At 59.6% G+C, this 17647-nt stretch carries 17 protein-coding genes; 11 read left to right on the top strand and 6 right to left on the bottom strand.

The window, feature by feature from the left end:
- Positions 1-223 precede the first annotated feature (223 nt).
- Positions 224-1408, bottom strand: coding sequence for a sialidase family protein (locus JNB85_RS28570; protein WP_220337775.1), 1185 nt, complete (start codon positions 1406-1408; stop codon positions 224-226).
- A gap of 10 nt (positions 1409-1418) precedes the next feature.
- Positions 1419-2324, bottom strand: coding sequence for a dihydrodipicolinate synthase family protein (locus JNB85_RS28565; RefSeq protein ID WP_220337774.1), 906 nt, complete (start codon positions 2322-2324; stop codon positions 1419-1421).
- Positions 2325-2599: 275 nt separating this feature from the next.
- On the opposite strand from JNB85_RS28565, the gene JNB85_RS28560 reads away from it, so the two are divergent.
- The 7 genes from JNB85_RS28560 to JNB85_RS28530 all read left to right on the top strand — a co-directional run bounded on the left by JNB85_RS28560 (position 2600) and on the right by JNB85_RS28530 (position 10126).
- Positions 2600-4234 (top strand): ABC transporter substrate-binding protein, encoded by a 1635-nt coding sequence (locus JNB85_RS28560; RefSeq protein ID WP_220337773.1) that lies wholly within the window; start codon positions 2600-2602, stop codon positions 4232-4234.
- 135 nt (positions 4235-4369) lie between these two features.
- On the top strand, positions 4370-5326 hold the full coding sequence (locus JNB85_RS28555) for an ABC transporter permease (protein ID WP_220337772.1): 957 nt from the start codon (positions 4370-4372) through the stop codon (positions 5324-5326).
- 2 nt (positions 5327-5328) lie between these two features.
- Positions 5329-6288 carry an ABC transporter permease gene (locus JNB85_RS28550; protein ID WP_220337771.1) on the top strand — a complete coding sequence of 320 codons (960 nt, stop codon included), beginning with the start codon at positions 5329-5331 and terminating at the stop codon, positions 6286-6288.
- Positions 6288-7292 carry an ABC transporter ATP-binding protein gene (locus tag JNB85_RS28545; RefSeq protein ID WP_420852305.1) on the top strand — a complete coding sequence of 335 codons (1005 nt, stop codon included), beginning with the start codon at positions 6288-6290 and terminating at the stop codon, positions 7290-7292. The genes JNB85_RS28550 and JNB85_RS28545 overlap by 1 nt, the downstream gene beginning before the upstream one ends.
- The gene (locus tag JNB85_RS28540; protein WP_220337769.1) at positions 7292-8284 is read left to right on the top strand and encodes an ABC transporter ATP-binding protein; all 993 of its coding nucleotides are present in this window, start codon (positions 7292-7294) and stop codon (positions 8282-8284) included. The genes JNB85_RS28545 and JNB85_RS28540 overlap by 1 nt, the downstream gene beginning before the upstream one ends.
- Positions 8281-9342 (top strand): four-carbon acid sugar kinase family protein, encoded by a 1062-nt coding sequence (locus JNB85_RS28535; protein ID WP_220337768.1) that lies wholly within the window; start codon positions 8281-8283, stop codon positions 9340-9342. The genes JNB85_RS28540 and JNB85_RS28535 overlap by 4 nt, the downstream gene beginning before the upstream one ends.
- Before the next feature lie 25 nt (positions 9343-9367).
- Entirely contained in the window at positions 9368-10126 is a 759-nt protein-coding gene (locus JNB85_RS28530; RefSeq protein WP_220337767.1) for a FadR/GntR family transcriptional regulator, read from the top strand.
- Positions 10127-10158: 32 nt separating this feature from the next.
- Here the strand turns inward: JNB85_RS28530 and JNB85_RS28525 are convergent, their stop codons facing one another.
- Positions 10159-11046 (bottom strand): LysR family transcriptional regulator, encoded by an 888-nt coding sequence (locus tag JNB85_RS28525; protein WP_220337766.1) that lies wholly within the window; start codon positions 11044-11046, stop codon positions 10159-10161.
- Positions 11047-11123: 77 nt separating this feature from the next.
- Between JNB85_RS28525 and JNB85_RS28520 the strand changes: the two genes are divergently transcribed.
- The 3 genes from JNB85_RS28520 (at position 11124) to JNB85_RS28510 (ending at position 12979) form a co-directional block, all read left to right on the top strand.
- Entirely contained in the window at positions 11124-11906 is a 783-nt protein-coding gene (locus JNB85_RS28520; RefSeq protein WP_220337765.1) for an MBL fold metallo-hydrolase, read from the top strand.
- 48 nt (positions 11907-11954) lie between these two features.
- Positions 11955-12668 (top strand): SDR family NAD(P)-dependent oxidoreductase, encoded by a 714-nt coding sequence (locus tag JNB85_RS28515; RefSeq protein WP_220337764.1) that lies wholly within the window; start codon positions 11955-11957, stop codon positions 12666-12668.
- 65 nt (positions 12669-12733) lie between these two features.
- The gene (locus JNB85_RS28510; protein ID WP_007818313.1) at positions 12734-12979 is read left to right on the top strand and encodes a tautomerase family protein; all 246 of its coding nucleotides are present in this window, start codon (positions 12734-12736) and stop codon (positions 12977-12979) included.
- 482 nt (positions 12980-13461) lie between these two features.
- On the opposite strand, the gene JNB85_RS28505 is transcribed toward JNB85_RS28510, so the two are convergent.
- Positions 13462-14574, bottom strand: coding sequence for a glycosyltransferase family 2 protein (locus tag JNB85_RS28505; protein WP_220337763.1), 1113 nt, complete (start codon positions 14572-14574; stop codon positions 13462-13464).
- 67 nt (positions 14575-14641) lie between these two features.
- Positions 14642-15553 carry a glycosyltransferase family 8 protein gene (locus tag JNB85_RS28500; RefSeq protein WP_220337762.1) on the bottom strand — a complete coding sequence of 304 codons (912 nt, stop codon included), beginning with the start codon at positions 15551-15553 and terminating at the stop codon, positions 14642-14644.
- A 256-nt stretch (positions 15554-15809) separates the two neighbouring features.
- Here JNB85_RS28500 and JNB85_RS28495 point away from each other — a divergent pair, with 256 nt between their 5' ends.
- A complete protein-coding gene (locus tag JNB85_RS28495) occupies positions 15810-16106 on the top strand; it encodes a hypothetical protein (protein WP_220337761.1) in 297 nt (98 codons plus the stop codon).
- A 29-nt stretch (positions 16107-16135) separates the two neighbouring features.
- Here the strand turns inward: JNB85_RS28495 and JNB85_RS28490 are convergent, their stop codons facing one another.
- Positions 16136-17587, bottom strand: a complete 1452-nt coding sequence (locus JNB85_RS28490; RefSeq protein WP_220337760.1) for a hypothetical protein — start codon at positions 17585-17587, stop codon at positions 16136-16138.
- Positions 17588-17647 lie beyond the last annotated feature (60 nt).

Here is a 17647-nt window from a genome sequence, read left to right as displayed (position 1 = left end):
TCCTCCGAGCGTGACGGTCAGGGCCGTCAACGATGCAAATTGGTTACGCCGCATGCTGACGGCGGGAATGAGTGTTGGTCTTTCCTGCTTGGCGAACAGGTCTGTCGCGACGTACCGGTCTTTCGCGAACTGCTCAGCGAGCTTATCAACCCACCATGCGAAGAGTTCATCCGAGGCTTTCGCATGCCGGCGCTCGCCACGCTTCTACCCATTCTGCTGACCTCTAGGCGATTGAGCCCAACGGAAGACGGACATATTTGATGGCGCGCCGGTAATAGGTATAGGCGACATGAAGCGTGCCGTCCGGCCCCTGGGCGATCGAGGGATAGGAGAATTCGCGGTTCAGCAGGTCTTTCGAGTTGTTGCTCAAACAGTATCCGTCGCCGGTGTCCAGGTCGAGCTTACGCTCGAAGTGCACACCTCCATCGCTGGACACTGCAAGGCTTAGCGGGGCACGCGGAACACCCCATACTGCCTTTCTGGCGGTTGCAATGGAAGTCTCCGAAACAGGCGCTCCGGTACCTTCCACCTCGTCATAAAGCGATTGGCGCCGGGCGTCATGGGAAGCAGCGTTGCTGTGGTTGTAAACCATCGCGATCCTTCGATCTCGGAGATTTATTGCCTGGATCGACGAATTGTTATTGGGCAAATCGATCGGCCTTGGCGTGCTCCAGGTTTGGCCCTGATTTGAAGACAAAGATGAGTGGATATTCTCCGCATAACGATCACGGAAAAAGGCGATCATTCTGTCGTCTTGAAGCGGGACGATATTCATGTGCACCGCGCCCAGGCTGTTGTCTATCTCTTTGACCTGCCAGGTTTTTCCTCGATCACCTGAGATCATAACGCCTGCCGTGTCCACGTCGCCGCTCCAGCGCCGACCGGGCAGGCTGCCGCAGCGGAAGATCGGGAGCAGCCATTCGCCCCTGCCATTGACCACAATCTGCTGGCGCACGAAGGTGCCAGGCAGGTCGCAGAGTATAGAAGGCGGAGCAAAACTCTTGCCGCCATCCTCCGAGATCCGGCATTTGACAACTGCGCCATCCTGATCGCCAGATGTCTGGGAGGTATAGAGCAACCAAACACGACCATCCGGCGCATTGAAAATCAAGGGATTCTGCTCGGACTTCGCCGGATCGTCAGACATTTTCTCCGGTTCGGTCCAGCTCTCCGTGCCGGGTGCCAGCCGCGACATGTAAATCGATATGTCGCCCATGCCTTCCATTGTACCGCCGAACCAGACGCACGTCAGCGTTCCATCGGCCAGAAAGGCGAGGTTGGCAGCATGGTTCTGGACGCAGGGGGAGGGCAGATAAGCATCAAAGCGGCCAGTCTGCGCGGTATTTGCCCTGAGGATACCGTCCATCAGCGACGGAACTTCTTCCGGTTTTAAGCCTGTCGATTGCATGTAATCCTCCTTAAGGCAGTTTTGCGTAACCTTCGGCGAGCTCCGCATATTCACGATCATTGAGTGGTACGAGCGGCGGGCGTGTGCGCCGCCAACCGGCGTTGCCGGTCTTCAGGCCAACCATGGCCTTGATCGTCGGGATCTGGACATAGGAGTTCGACAGGGTACGAAAGGCATTGATGCGTGCCTGCGCGTTCTCAACTTCTGCGCTCCTCGTCTCATCATGGACGTGGTCGTAAACGGTGCGCAGTGAATTTGCGACGAGGTTCGAGGTGGCGGTAATGCAACCGGCGCCGCCCGCCTTCAGGAGCGGCAACAGCAGTGGGTCGGCGCCGCAGAGTACAGAGAAGCCGGGGCAGGCTGCTACGATCGCCCGCATATTATTGAAATCGCCTGCAGATTCCTTAATGCCGACGACTGTTTGCGGGAATTCTTCAACCAGCCGGCTGATAAGCGGAATGGAAAGTGGAACGCCCGAAACCTGTGGAATATGATAGAGGATCACCTGAAGCCTGGTATCGCCGATCTTCTCCAGAATCTGCGCATAGGCGGCGAAAAGGCCTTCGTCGGAGACGCCTTTGTAGTAGAAGGGCGGGAGCATGACCACCTTGGTAACGCCGAGCGAAAGCGCATGCTTCGTTAGTTCGACTGTCTCGGGAATGGCGACGACGCCGGTACCCGGCAAGAGCTTGTCCGAGGGAATGCCAGCCTTCAGCGCTGCTTCCAGGATTACACGGCGCTCAGCAGAAGAGAAGGAGTTGGCTTCGCCCGTTGTTCCGAGCAGTGCCACTCCGTGGCATCCTTCTTCGATCAGCCGCTGGCAATGTTCAGTGAAGATTCCGAGATCGGGGCTGCCATCGGCGTTGAGAGGGGTAGTTGCGGCGCTGTAGACGCCTGTAATCTTGTGATTGTTCAAGAGATCCTCCCTCGTCGAACGGGCCTTCGTGGCATATTCCTCGCCTCTGTTTTCATCTCAGTGTTGCCATGTTGTCAATCTGACAAATTTTATTTTTGTTCATCCTTTTCAGCAAGTCGTTGAATTTAACTGAGAAAAATTTTGTTTAGCCGATAAATCGGCTTCCTTTGAGATTTTTTGTTGACATGTTTACATTATGACGTGATTGTGTGAGCCCTGCCGCGCAGCTTCGGGGAGGTCTTTCGAAAGGGCGCGCTATTTGCCAGGAGGAGCAAATGACATTTGGTAATGAGCAAGACTTTTCGCAGATTTCCCGTCGTGCCGCGCTCAAGCTCGGGCTTGCGGTCGGCGTCGGTTTCTCGCTCTTCGGCGCGAGCGCTCGCATCGTCATGGCGCAAGACGGTCAGGTTCTGAAGGCTATCAATCCAGCCTTCGACCAGGATTGGTCGCCGTTGCGCGGCGGCGGCAGAACCTTCCGTTGGAACTCGTTCTGGTGGGCCTCGCCGATGTATTTCGACGCCGACGGCAAAATCCAGCCCTATGTCTTCACGAGCTGGGACTCGCCCGACAAGAAGGTGTGGACGTTCAAGATCAACCCGAAGGCAGTGTTTTCCGATGGCAGCAAGATCACTTCGGCCGATGTCAAAGGCTCATGGGAGGTTGGCGCCATGCCTAGCACCAAGAACCAGCGCGTCGATCAGGTGTTGAGCAAGGTTGCCGGCTATAAGGAAGTTTCCGCCGGCTCCGCAAACGAGTTGACCGGCGTTTCGGCGCCTGATGAATCGACTGTCGTCTGCACGCTTTCCGAAGCCGACCCTATCTTCTTCATGCGACTTGCCAACCATATCGTGCCGATTACTAAGGCTGCCCAGTCGCGCGGCAGCGATGGCGAGGAAGTGGTTGACTGGTACAAGCCTGACAGCAGCGCCGTCTATTCAGGCCCCTTCAAACTGACCGAGCTCGATATCGACGCCGGCACGGTGGCCTTCGAGCCGAACGAGAATTTTTTCGGTCCGAAGCCGAAGCTCGCCCGCATCGAGATCAGCTCGATCGAAGACAATGTCACCGCGACTTCGCTGATCAAGTCCGGCGAATACAACGTACATACCGAGCTCGTCACTTCGACGATCATTCAGGATCTGGGTCCGGAATTTTCTGCCGGCCCGCTCATCCCGACCAGCCAGCACTTCTGGTTCAATACTTCGCGCGCGCCGATGGACGATCCCAAGGTTCGCCAGGCTTTGATCATGGCGGTAGATCGCGACGGCCTGTTCAAGGCGTCTTATCCTGATGGGCCACACAAGAAGGCCGACCAGATCCTGAATTCGGTTCCGGGTGCGGACAATTCCGGCTTCGAGCCCTATCCGTATGATCCGGCAGCGGCCAAGAAGCTGCTTGCTGAGTCGAGCTATGGCGGACCAGATCGTCTTCCCAAGCTTATGTTTGTCGGGATTTCGGGTCCGGCCATCCAGGCCGCTGCGCAGTTCATCGCCGAACAATGGCGACAGAATCTCGGGATAACGTCCGTCGACATGAAGCCGCAGCAGGATGGCGGACCGAACCAGAACGCGGTGCAGATCTTGCGAGACGACGTCGGGACACGCGTTCCCGATGCCGTCTCCTATCTGACCGGCTGCATCGCCTCCACCTCGTCCCACGCCCAGAACAAACTCGGCAACTACAAGAACGACAAGGTAGACAGTCTGCTTGCAGAAGCTGCAACCAAGGCTGCAGACGATCCGGATCGCGTGAAACTCGCGCAAGAAGCCCAGAATGCGTTCCGCGACGATTGGGTGTTCATTCCATGGTATTCTCAGGCCATGTCCCGCTGGGCGAGCAAGGAGGTCAAGGCCATGGAAAAGAACCTCGACTGGCAGGTCGTCACTCCCTGGGACGTATCGATCGGCTGATTGAGACTGTTAGCCAATTCTCGATAGCTCAAGCAACCGCGCGAAGGCCGGAAGGTCTTCGCGCAAGTTAAAGAAGGGTACGCGCGATCCGCACAGCTTGCGGAAAACGCTCCTGATAAAAGGTGGGAGGTGGTCTTGCTTCGTTATATACTAACGCGATTTGCCATCTGGATTCCGTCCGTCCTGGTCGTGATGATGGCCGTCTACGCGATGGCTTTCTATGGTGCCGGCGATCCGATCAAGCTGATCTTCCTTCGCGCGCCTGGTGACGTCGCTTACAACCCGCAGCGTATCGAGGCGATCCGCGAAAGTGCGGGTCTCAACAAGCCCTTCATCGAGCAGTTCGGTCTTTACATCTGGAACCTCCTGCACGGGCAGTTCGGCAATTCGCTGACGTCAGGTCGCTCCGTCTGGGCGATGGTTTCGGCAGCTGCTCCCGTCTCTTTCCAGCTTGCGCTCTGTTCCATTATCCTGACGACTGTCGTTGCGATCCCGCTCGGCATGCTCGCCGCCCTGAACCAGAACAACCGCGTCGACTACACGATCACCGGTACCGCGCTTTTCCTCTGGGCCATCCCCGCCTATGTCGCCGGTCCGCTGTTGATGGTCGGCCTCATCGTGCTGCTGCCGATGATCAGAGTGCCCTATGGCTGGGGCGGCGTCTTCGATGTGCGTATCATTCTGCCGCTTATCGTGCTTTCCTTCCAGCCGATCGCGCTCATCGTGCGCCAGACGCGCGCCGCAGTCATCGAAGTGCTGTCCGAAGATTTCGTCCGTACGGCGCGCGCCAAAGGCGTGCCGGAAATCGTGGTTGCGCTGAGGCATATCCTGCGCCCGGTGCTGACACCTGTGGTCACGCAGCTCGGCCTCATCATGATCACCATCGTCAACGGCGCCATCTTCGTCGAGCTCGTTTTCGGCCTGCCGGGTCTCGGCCGGTTGACCGTGCAGGCGCTCACCAATTCCGACTATCCCGTCATTCTTGCGATTACCCTGATCGGATCCTTCCTGGTCATGGTGTCGAACTTGCTGGTCGATGTGCTCTATCCGCTGCTCGATCCGCGTGCGAATGATTCCAGAAGGAGCCGCTGACCATGTCCGCCATTCCTCTTTCGACGATCGACACTGCCGAAGAGCCGCCGGTCAACCTGTGGCGTGATGCCTGGCATCGCCTGAAGCGCAACAAGCTTGCGATCTTCGGTCTGATCGTGATCGTGATCCTGGCCTTCACGGCAATCTTCGGCCCCGCCCTGACGCCCTATGACTATCTCAGTCAGGATCTTGCGTCGCGCAACGCGCCGCCGTCGCTGGCGCATTTCTTCGGTACTGACGACCTCGGGCGCGACGTCTTCAGCCGTATCGTCTTCGGCACACGCACGGCTTTTCTTGTTGCCGTCATCGTCACCTTTATCGCTGTCGTGATCGGGCTTCTGCTTGGTGCGATCGCCGGCTTTTTCGGCAATCCCTTCGACCGGGTTATCATGTGGCTAACCGATGTGACGATGTCGGTGCCGAACCTGCTGCTCGTCGTCGTCATCAATGCATCGCTGAAGACGCCTATCACCAGGTGGATGGAGGCGCAGTATCTTGCGACCCTCAATCCCTTCTATCGCCAGACGGTCTGGGTGGATTTCATCCTGGTCTTCGGCTCAATGGCGCTGATCTCCTGGCCACCTTATGCGCGTCTGGTTCGTGCTCAGGTTCTGTCGATCCGCAATCGTCCCTATGTCATGGCGGCACAGGCGCTCGGCCTTTCCAACTGGATCGTCATCTTGCGTTATATCGTGCCGAATGCGCTTGGTCCGCTGATCGTGTCCGTCAGCGCCGGCCTCGGTACAGCCATGGTGCTGGAGAGTGCCTTCAGCTTCCTGGGTGTCGGGGTCAATCCGCCCACCCCCAGCTGGGGCAACATGATCTCGGATGGCCTGCGCGTCTGGCAGCATTATCCGCATCTCCTCGCCGCTCCGGCGGCCGTGCTCGGTCTTGCCTCGGTAGCCTTCAGCTTCCTCGGCGACGGCCTCAACGACGCACTCAATCCGCGGGGCAGCAAATGATGAATGCAACAAGCAACGAACGCCTGCTGGACGTGAAGGATCTCACCATCGAGATCGATACGCGCCGCGGCCCGGCCGTCGTGGTTGACGGCATCGACCTCTACGTCAACAAGGGCGAAACGCTCGGCGTCGTCGGTGAATCCGGCTGCGGCAAGAGCCTGACGATGCTGAGCCTGATGCGGCTGCTGCCGAACAAGATCAAGGTGACGAAGGGTTCGGCGACGTTCGACGGGCGGGACCTGCAGAAGATGTCGAACGGCGAGCTGCGCAAGGTACGCGGCGGCGATGTCGGCTTCGTCTTCCAGGATCCGATGACCTCGCTCAACCCGGTGATGCGCATCGGCGACCAAATCTGTGAGCCGCTGATCTATCATCGCAAGATGTCGAAGAAAGAGGCACAGGCTCGCGCCGTCGAACTTCTGCGCCTCGTCGGCATTCCAGGTCCCGAAGAGCGGCTGATAGCCTATCCGCATGAGCTTTCCGGCGGCATGCGCCAGCGTGTGATGATCGCCATCGGCCTTGCCTGCAATCCGAAGCTTCTGATCGCCGACGAGCCGACAACCGCGCTCGACGTGACGATCCAGGCCCAGATTGTCGATCTGGTGAAGGATTTGCGCGCCAAGCTCGGCATGTCCGTCGTCTGGATCACCCACGACCTCGCGCTGATCGCCGGCCTCGTCGATCGCGTCGCCGTGCTCTATGCCGGCACGGTTGTGGAAGATGCGCCGGTGGACGAGCTCTATGCTCGTCCCAGCCATCCCTATACGCGCGGCCTCCTGTCCTCGATCCCGAAGCTTTCGGATGCGCCGGCAAGCCGCCTCTCCTCAATCGGCGGTACACCGCCGGAGCCCGGCCGCCGGCCGAAGGGCTGCCCCTTTGCGCCGCGCTGCCCGCTGGCCGAAGCTGTCTGCCATGAGCGGGTGCCGCGGCTTGAGCCGATTGCCGGCAACAAAGCGCATCGCGCCGCTTGTTTCGTCGTCCAGAGAATGCAGGAGGCTGCGTGATGGGTGCCCAACCGCTCTTGAAGGTCGAAAACCTCGTCAAGCATTTCCACGTCAAGCTCGGTGCTTTCGGAGAACGCTCGGCGACCGTCTATGCGCTGGACAACGTCAATCTCGAGATCATGGAAGGCGAGACGTTGAGCCTCGTCGGCGAATCCGGTTGCGGCAAATCAACGACGGGCTTCACCATTCTCAATCTCTATAAGGCGACGAGTGGCAAGGTGGTCTACAAAGGCCAGGATCTTGCTGTTCTCGACGAAAAGCAGATGCGGCCCTTCCGCCGGGACCTGCAGATCGTCTTTCAGGATCCCTATTCGACGCTCAACCCGCGCATGACGGTCGGTGAGGCGATCGGCGAGCCGATCCTCTTCCACAAGCTCGCCATCAAGGCCGAGCTCAGGGACAGGGTTGCAGCGCTGCTCACCGATGTCGGCCTGCCGACCCGTTTTGCCCAGCGTTATCCGCATGAGCTCTCGGGTGGTCAGCGCCAGCGCGTCGTCATTGCGCGTGCGCTTGCCTGTCAGCCGAAATTCATCGTCTGCGACGAAGCGATCTCGGCGCTCGACGTGTCGATCCAGGCGCAGATCATCAACCTGCTGCTCGATCTGCAGGAAAAATACGGCCTGACCTATCTCTTCATCGCCCATGACCTCGCCATCGTGCGCCATATCAGCACGCGTGTCGGCGTCATGTATCTCGGCCGTCTGGCTGAGCTTGCGACGCGAGAAGAGCTTTTCGACAATCCGCTGCATCCCTATACGAAGGCGCTGCTTTCGGCCGTGCCGGAAACCGATCCTGAACTGGAGCGCAGCCGCAAACGCCAGATCCTGCAGGGCGATGTGCCGAGCCCGCTGAACCCGCCGACGGGCTGTCGCTTCCACACGCGCTGCCCGATCGCGATGGACGTTTGCAGCAAGGTCATTCCGGAATGGAAGGAAGCAAAGCCCGGCCATCTCGTCGCCTGCCATGCCGTCAATCCGGGGCAAGCCTCATGACGCTGAAAGTCGCCATCATTGCCGACGACCTGACCGGCTCGCTCGATACGGGCACACCGTTTGTGGAAGCCGGATTGTCCGTTGCCGTGGCGATCGATGTGGGGGCGGCTGGCAAGGCGCTGGAAACCGGCGCCGAAGTCGTTGTGGTCAATACTGCTTCGCGCGCGTTGCCGGAAGCGGAAGCGGCCGCGCGGGTGCGTGCTGTTGCCGGGACCCTGCGCGCTGCCGGGTCAGCCATCTTCATGAAGAAGATCGACTCCCGACTGAAGGGCAATGTTGCGGTCGAAAGCATCGCGCTCGCCGATGTTCTTGGTCTCAAGACAATCCTCATGGCGCCTGCCATTCCCGATCAGGAGCGGATCACCTATCGCGGTTGCGTGGTCGGGCGCGGTGTCGATCATCCACTGCCGATAGCCGACCTCTTTGCCGGATCTGGTCGTGACGTGATGGTGGCCGATGCCGAAGACGATGCCGATCTCGACATTGTCGTCGCAGAGAATGACTGGCTTTCCACCCTTGCCGTCGGTGCCCGTGGTCTGGGTTCGGCGCTCGCGCGCCGGCTCGGCGGAACTACGCGGCTGACGCCGGAATTTCTTACGGCGCGAAAGACGCTCTTCGCCTTCGGGTCCCGTGATCCGATCACGGCTGCGCAGATGGATCGTCTCGAAGCATCGGGCGCGCTGCGCGTCGTCGTCGATGCGCCGATGGGCGTGGTCGAAGGAGGCGAGGGTCTGGCGCTGCCCGCGCTGGTCCGCTGCACAGGCGAGATGAAGAGCGATGTCACGCTCGTTGCCGCTCGCTTTGCGCAGGGCGTGAAATCGGTCATAGCTGATACGAATCCGGATATGATCATGGTGGGCGGCGGCGATACTGCGCTTGCCGTTTTCCGCGAACTGGGCGTTTCGGTTCTGTTGCCGAAGGGGGAAATCGAGGCCGGCGTTCCGTGGTTCGACGTGACCGGCGCCGACGGGCGGCAATTTCGTTGCGCCGTCAAGTCGGGGGGCTTCGGCAATTCCGATAGTTTGCTAAGACTGATCGTTCGGAATCAGGCGGCTTGAGCGAATGCCAGCAGGGAGAATGAGAGTGGATGAAGCGAATGGCGGATCGGTGAAGCCGGAAGCGGCGCCGGCAGCCCGGCCAGGCAGGGCCGTCAAGCTGGTCGACCGTGTCTTCGATCAGCTAATGGAGCGTATCCGCGCCGGTAATTATCCGCCGGATTCACGCCTTCCGGGTGAACATGAGCTGGCCTCTCTGCTGGGTGTCTCACGCCCCATCGTGCGCGATGCGTTGGCCCGTCTCAGAGAGCAGGGGATCGTCTATGCAAGACAGGGGGCCGGCACCTTCGTCAGCGCGCATGGCTCGCCGACGGCGCAGCTTGCCTATTCGCCGGTCAAAACGATCGCCGATATCCAGCGCTGCTACGAGTTCCGCCTGACGATCGAGCCGGCAGCCGCCTATTTTGCCGCTAAGCGCCGCGACGATGCCGCGATCCAGAAGATTGCCGCAGCCCTTGCGGATCTGCGCGAAGCGACAAGCCATCAGCTACACCGGGTTGATGCCGACTTCGTCTTCCACCGCGCTGTCACCGAGGCAGCCAATAATCACTATTACACGGCCTCCATGGATGCGCTGAAAGCGCATATCGCCGTCGGCATGCATCTGCACGGGCTTTCGCTCCTTGGCCCGCGGCCGGGCCTTGAGCAGGTGTATCAGGAGCACAACGAAATCTACAAGGCGATCGCCGAGGGCAGGGCGGAGAATGCCCGTGATCTCATGCGCGCTCACCTGGAGGGTTCACGCGACCGTCTGTTCGAAGGACGCGTGCTCGACCTGTCCTTCTGAGGAAGGCGGCTCCGCGAGGTTGGTTCGAGGCATCATTCCTCGAATAAAGCTCGTTCCGTCGCGAATATCTTGGTGATGTATTCGGCAACGGTCCGGATCGGCAAATCCTTGCGTTGCTGGCGTCGGGTGAGAAGCCAGGCTTCCCGCGGCGGCGGGACGAACGCGAGCGGGCAGGCATAGAGGCTTTTTTCCGTGCGACCGATGTAGTGCGGCAGCAGCGCCAGACCTGCGCCTGACCTAGCAGCCATCGCCTGGGAAACCTGATTGTTGGCGCGGAAAGACACGCGTGCATGCGGGAACTGGCGGGCCAGCCAGATCGCCTCGGGCACATAGCCGTTCACCTCGTCAAACCCGACGAAGACGGGTTCCGCACCGTTTTCGACCTGCCGGCAAATCTCCTGCGTTCCGTAAAATCCGTATCCGATCGTCGCGAGCTGCTTGGCAATGAGATCGCCGTCCTGCGGCTTTCCTAGGCGTATGGCGATGTCGGCCTCGTGGCGCTCAAGGCTTATGGTGCGCAGGTCAGTCGCAAGGTCGATATCGAGGCCCGGATATTGTTTGGTAATTTCCGCCAGACGTGGAATCAGGAAGCCCTGTGAGAGTGCAGGCGACGCGTTGACGCGCACCAGACCTTTCGGCGTGTCGTCCTTCCAGCCGCGTCCGAGCGTCTGCACGGAGGCTTCCATGTCGCTTGCTGCGGTGAGTGCGCGGGTTCCCGCTGACGTCAGCACATAGCCATCCGGGCGGCGCTCGACCAGTTTTTCGCCAAGCGTTTCTTCCAGTGAATGAAGCCGGCGGGCAATCGTTGCGTGGTTGACGCGCAATGTGCGGGCCGCTGCCGAAAGGCTGCCGTGACGTCCGAGTGCGAGAAAAACCCTGATGTCCTGCCAATCGGGTTCTGTGCGTTTTTTATCAGCCATTGACAAAGAATAGCGAATTTTTCGCAGAAGGGAACGGGGCTAGATAGAGGCGACCTCGAAACAGAAAGGTTTCCGATATGACCTCTTCTAGTCTCAATCTTACGCTGATCGGCGGGCCAACCGTGCTGATCGAATATGGCACGCTCCGGCTTCTCACCGATCCCACCTTCGACCCGCCGGGCCTCTACAGAGAAAAGCCCGTTCGCTTCGAAAAGACTTCCGGACCTGCCCTGTCGGTCGAAGAGATCGGCCCGCTGGATGCTGTCTTACTCAGTCACGACCAGCACCTCGACAATCTCGACAGTGCCGGCCGGGCAATGCTGCCGACAGTCCGCACCACATACACAACAAAATCAGGCGCGGAGCGGTTGGGCGGCAATGCGCTGGGCCTTGCTCCCTTCGAGACGGTCACGCTGGAAGGTGGCGACGGCGAGAAGCTTCTGGTCACCGCCACACCCGCCCGTCACGGCCCCGTCGGCATCGAGCCGATATCGGGCGATGTCGTCGGCTTCGCGCTTGGCCGCAAAAAGCCGGGCGATCTTCTCTACGTGACCGGTGACACGGTCTGGTACGAGGGCACGGCAGAGGTCGCCAGGCTCTTTTCTCCCAAAGTGGTGCTGCTGTTTACCGGTGCTGCCGAGCCTCGCGGTCGCTTCCATATGACGATGGGCAGCGAGGACGCGTTGGAGGCGGCACACGCCTTCCCGAACGCGCTGCTCGTAGCCGCGCACAACGAGGGCTGGGTGCACTTCCGCGAAAGCCAGGACCAGCTAGCCCACACCTTTTCCGTCTTCAACCTCGAAGACCGCCTGCAGCTCTTCGAAAAGGGCAAACCCCTCACCGTCGACCTGACGGACTGAGCATACCTCAAACGTGGCGCAAAGCGCCATCTTTCAAGGAGACGTACAATGAGCAATGAACAGAAAGTCGCAATCGTCACCGGTGCCTCGCAAGGTATCGGTGCAGGCCTCGTCGAAGCCTACCGCAAGGAAGGCTATGTCGTCGTTGCCAACTCCCGCAACATCCAGCCGTCATCGGATGCGGGCGTCATCGCGGTACCCGGCAGCATCGGCGAGCGTGGTATCGCCGAACAGGTTGTCAAGACGGCCGTCGAGCGTTTCGGGCGCGTCGATACGCTGATCAACAATGCCGGCATCTTCATCGGTAAACCCTTCACCGATTATACCGTCGAAGACTTCAACAACGTCGTCAACGTCAACGTCGCCGGTTTCTTCCATGTCACGCAATTTGCCATTGCCGAGATGCTGAAGCGGGGTCATGGTCACATCGTTCAGATCACGACGGCCCTGGTGGATCAGCCCATCGCCGATGTTCCGACCGGCCTTGCCACGCTGACCAAAGGTGGTCTCGACGCCGTCACCCGCGGGCTTGCCATCGAATATGCCAAGAGCGGCATTCGCGTGAATGCGGTGGCACCCGGCATCATCAGGACACCGATGCACGCACCGGAAACGCATGCTTTCCTCAGTGCCCTGCATCCAGTCGGCCGCCTGGGTGAGGTGAACGAGGTGGTCGATGCCGTGCTCTATCTGGAACGGGCGGGCTTCGTTACCGGCGAGACGCTCAATGTCGATGGCGGTCAGCACGCCGGCCGCTGGTAGTCTATTGAGAGTCGGGAACAGTCGGTGCGCGCTTAGCAGCGTCTGTCCCTTCAAGGAGAACGACAATGCCTTATGTGAATATCAAAGTAACGCGTGAAGGCACGGCTCCTGGTGCAACCAGCACCACGCCGGAGCAGAAGGCTGCCCTGATCAAGGGCGTCAGTGACCTGCTCTTCGACATTATGGGCAAGCCGCATGACAGTACCTTCGTCGTCATCGACGAAGTGGAGATGGAAAACTGGGGCGTTGGTGGCCTGCCCGTACCTGAATATCGCAAGCAGCTTGCGGAAAAAGCAGCAAAGCAGAAATAGTGTCATGGCGGTCCTTGCGGCCGCCACGCGCTTTATGATCAGGCGCCAAGCATGGAGTATCGTGTCTTGGGCAACTGGCAGGGCAATCGTATCATCGACCTCTTCAGGAGCGAGCTTCCCATCATTCAGGCGCCGGTGGCGGGGCGAGCAAGCGAAGCGGGTGGCCCTGGATCGCTTCCAGCAGCCCGAGCAAACGAAAGCGGGCCTCGACCAGTGTGGGCTGGGCAGGCTGCAAGCCTTGCATGCGAGATGTCGAGTGCGGAAGTAACGCGGCCTCTCGTCGAAGTCGATTAGATCGGCGGTGCGCTGCTACAGGCACAGCAGCCGTTTTGCTGTCGGGCCGAGGTGACTGGAGGAGAGAGGCGAGCCGTCTGCGATGGTCAGCGGAATGAAGGCCGGAGCCAGCACAGGCAAAACCTTGAAGGCGACTGCCGCATCGGCCCGAAGATCGGAAGTGATTTCCCAAGGCCTGATGCGCAGATTCAAAGGGTTAGAGCGCCATGCGTCGGCTCGCCTGAGATAACGGCGCCTGTCTGGACTAGGGAGGAACTGTTCTCCGATGTTGCCGAGCTCTTCTGCCGCACCTCAGCATCGGATGCGCTGTGCCAGAGTTGCCAGCCTTCGCCCTGTATGAGACCGCTGTCGGAGAGATCTTTCCAGTTTCGATAGGTGCCGGTGCTCGTGGAGACGAAGTTGCGGGCATCTTCGGGGGAAGAGTACATCGTGTATTCGGCTGTATGCTCTAAACGGTTGGCGGGATCGGCGACTTTGTGAAGGAAGCTCGACAAGAATTTAAAGTGCAGGAGGGCGCTGGTGACGCTGACGGCGCCACGCATTTCGCCGAGATTGAGAGCGAGCGGCCAGACCTGATGGGAGGATTTGAGATAGAGGCGCTCGCCGGATACGTAGATCAGCGGGATCTTGTTGAGCGCCGGACCATCCCAGACGCGGCCGCGGAAATAGACACGACCCCGCACGCCGCCCTTGATCCAGATGGTGCGGCTGTTCCTGTCGAAATGCGATTCATAACCTGAGCGGTCGAAGAGGTTGCAGACATCGAGCGGATTGCGGCCGGGCTCGCAGATGTTTTCGCTGACGGGATTGCGGCTGTACATGTCGATCATGACCGAGCGCAGCGAGCAGGCGCCAACCGATTCCAAATAGGTGGTCAACTGGCTGATCGAATTTGAATCGCAATGCGGATAGACGAGAAACTCATCCGCATCGACATAAAGAACCCATTTTTCCTGACAATGGCGATTGATGACCGCATTGATCCAGTCATTGCCGAAACGCGCTGCCTTGTAGGAACCGGACGCCGAAAGCAGCGAGACATCCCGCATGCCGGACAGGAGTTCGGCCGTGCCGTCGCTCGAACCGTTGTCGATGCAGATGAAGTGCTCGACACCGAGATTACGATAATATTGCAGGAAGAACTCCATCCGGTGCCCTTCGTCACGGATGACGCAGATCAGCACATGGCGCGCCTGCTTTAGGCTGTCGCGCAGCCCGCCATAGCCGACCTGGCCAGCCTTCAGCGAACGGCGCAGCCGGGCCTTGGCGTAGTGCGAGAGGCTGGTCGTCAAAGCACTCATTTCTGCTCCTGAACACTGGTATCGGCTAAAGACCGGCTCTGCCTGCAGGAATTGCGGTGCCTTTTCGTCAGACGACATAGTCGCCGGCGAGCAGGGTCTGGACGCGCGGATTGGGCATCTCATTCTGAAGGGCATGTCGTACGCGCTCACGCATCGAACGGTATTTGTAGACGACCTTGCGGTCGAAGCTGATGCCCCGGTAGAGCGCGTCGTAGGCAGGATGTGTCTTGCGAAGATCGATATAGACCTGGCTTTCGGTATCGCTCCACGGGAAGAACGTGCCGTGCCAGGGCTTGGGGTGCGCCATGTAGTGGACGATAGCGAGCGAGGACATGTCCACCAGATGCAGGAACTGCTTGGGAAAGTTCCAGCGGTTCGACACTAGAATGAGCGAGGAGCCGCAGACATAGTTCAGCGCACCCTGATCATGCTTGCCGTCGCATGCCTCTGGATTCGTGGCAAAGAGCTGCAGCGCTTCCGGCCCGATCCAGCCATCGCGGTGGAATTTCAGAACGCCGGCATTGAAGTAACGGCTGTCCTTGCCGTTTTGCAGCAGGCCGTGGATAGAGGTGTAATCGCGGGCCGCGAAGAACTTTCCAGGGGGCGCGAAGGCATTTTCGAGATCGGCAAGGCTGCTGACGATCTGCGTGTCGCCATCCAGGTAGATGATCTGGGTATAATTGTCAGGCAGGATTTGGGCGAGTACCAGCTTGGCCATGGTGCTGACACTGATCCGGCCCATGAAATGCGAACCGTCGAGCTTGCCGAGGGATTGGTGCAGTGCTTCTGTCGCGTCCATCAGCTTGACACCGCTCAACGCCAGCAGGCTCTTCAGCTCCTCGAAATTGTCGAGGTGCTCCGACATGAGAACGCAGACATCCGTTTCAGGATTTGCAAATTTTCGGGCCTGCAGCGCCGAAAGAATAGTCGGAAAGGAATATTCGACATCTGTAACGTAGGCCACGCACTGATTACTCATGGTACAATCCTTCTCGTAGTTCTTCGTCGGCAAGTGTCTTTGTCGGGATGCTGTCCTGCACCTGTTGCAAGCGGGCAATATCCCATCGATCGGGAGCCGATCGTGCCGCGTCGGCGTTTTGATCGCGGCGGATTGTGAGAAAATTAACTATTGCTCTCGCTCCGTTACCGAAAGCTGGGTGTTGTTGATTTAGCCCTGTAATGTGAAGATCGGCATGGGGCGCATGTGGGACGACAGAAAGGAATAAGGCATCGCAATGCTGAACGGCACGATCATTGTGATACTGATTTCGCTCGCAGCCGGTGCGGCCATTCGCGCCTGGGCCTTCGCCATTTTCGCGATCGCCGTAGCCCTCGGTTTCGGAATCGTAGCTCATCAAAACGCGTCGCTGCTTGAAGCCGCACTTTACGGTCTCGGTATCCTGGTGCTGATGCAGGTCTGCTATGTGACGGGTGCCTTCGTGGCCGGGCTTTGGCGCCGCAGCCGCAAGCCATCCAAGGAGAGCGCAATGGTCGACCCGGCGCCCGTGCCGAGCAAGCAGCGGCAAAGCTGACATCATCGACATTTTTTCCGCCCGGGGCATCATCGCGACGAAAATACCGGCGTGCTCATCAGAGATGCCGGTGTCCTCTGCAGACGGGCCATGCGGTTCGGCAGCGGGTAGGGCGCGGCCAGGCAACCGCTTGCAAGCCCGGCCGTGATGCTGAAAAGCAGGCCGAGGTCGGTGCTGCTTCCGGAAATCGTCGCGGAGGCGATCTGCGCAATGGAGGCGAAAACAGCGGCCATCCCGATTGCTCGATTCTCACGGTTCACCAGCTTGCTGCGGGCTGCAGCCTTCAGGAGGCTGCTGAGGAAGAGCACGAAGAGAACCGTCCCGGTGAGGCCGACGTTCGACAGAAGTGCGGCGGCGAAGCTTGATGCGCGCACGGTGCCGAGGCCTGCCCCAAAAGTGGCCGTCTCCACGAAAGAGACCAGCGCCAATGTGTTCCAAGCAGTGCGCTCCTCGCCGGATTGCGATCCGAGCTTGTTAGCCAGGGTGATATTCGCCAAGTCGCCGACGGCATTCCAGGCGCTCGGGATCAGGGCTACAGCCATGATCGCGCAGGGCACCATGAGTAGAGTGATCAGAAGGAAGGTCGCATAGGGACGTGTGGCCTGGCCGCTTAAGAGCCGCTTGAGGCTGAACAGGATCGCAACACCAATCATAAAGAGGCCGGCGACATAGGCAGTCGTCGAAGTGCAGAGGATCAGGGTCAGGCCGATCGACACGGTTGCAAAGCCGGTGAAGCGGCTCGGGAAGCGTTCAAGCCAGAGGATGAAGGTGAAGCTGAAAAACACCAGAGCCGCCGCACCATAAGCACTTGCCTCCGGGAAGGATCCGACGATACGCTTGAAGCCGCCGATGACCTCGGCTGTGTGCATCGTATAGTTGGCGTTGCGGATGAAATCGAGGAGGTCAGGCTGTCCAATCGTAAATGTTGCGATATCAAGGAGGGCAAAACCCAGGCAGACAAGCGCCGTCACGATGAGCTGGCGAGCGATGAAATGACCGTATCCGAGCCGTGCAAGACCACAGACGATGGCGAAGCAGACGAGGTCGCCGAGCAGGTAGACGGATTGCGTGAGATTGGAGGAACCCGGCGCCAGCGGCGATGCCATGATCGACATCACGCCGGAAGTACTGCGTGCGGATGAATAAACCAAGGTCGCGCCGGCGAAAATGCGCGGCAGGAAGAAGGCCGATACCGCAGAAAACAGGACATAGGCAGCAAACCAGAAGCCGGGGCCGGGATAGGCCAGGCTTACCAGCGCCGCCTGTTTCTGGCGCGGACGTAACAGCACACCGATCGTGACGAAGAGCAGCAGGAGATGGCTCGGCTGAATGCTGCTGCCGCCGAGCGCGGGAAGCTGGAAGGCAGCGGCTGCACCGAGCAGTGTGGAGATGCAGAGCGCCGTGATCGCAAAGCGGGATCCATAGTAGACGAGCGCCAGGCCGAGCAGGAGGACGATGAAGCCAATCGGTTCAATTGTCATGCCGCAACCTCCGACCCGCATCGAAGACCTCTGCCGTTACGCCAAGCAGGCCACGGCTGC

Source organism: Rhizobium mesosinicum (genome assembly GCF_019511345.1).
In the GTDB taxonomy this organism is placed as follows: domain Bacteria; phylum Pseudomonadota; class Alphaproteobacteria; order Rhizobiales; family Rhizobiaceae; genus Rhizobium; species Rhizobium mesosinicum.
The sequence above is the reverse complement of the archived record's forward strand: the minus strand, read 5'-3'. Positions and strand labels throughout refer to the sequence as shown.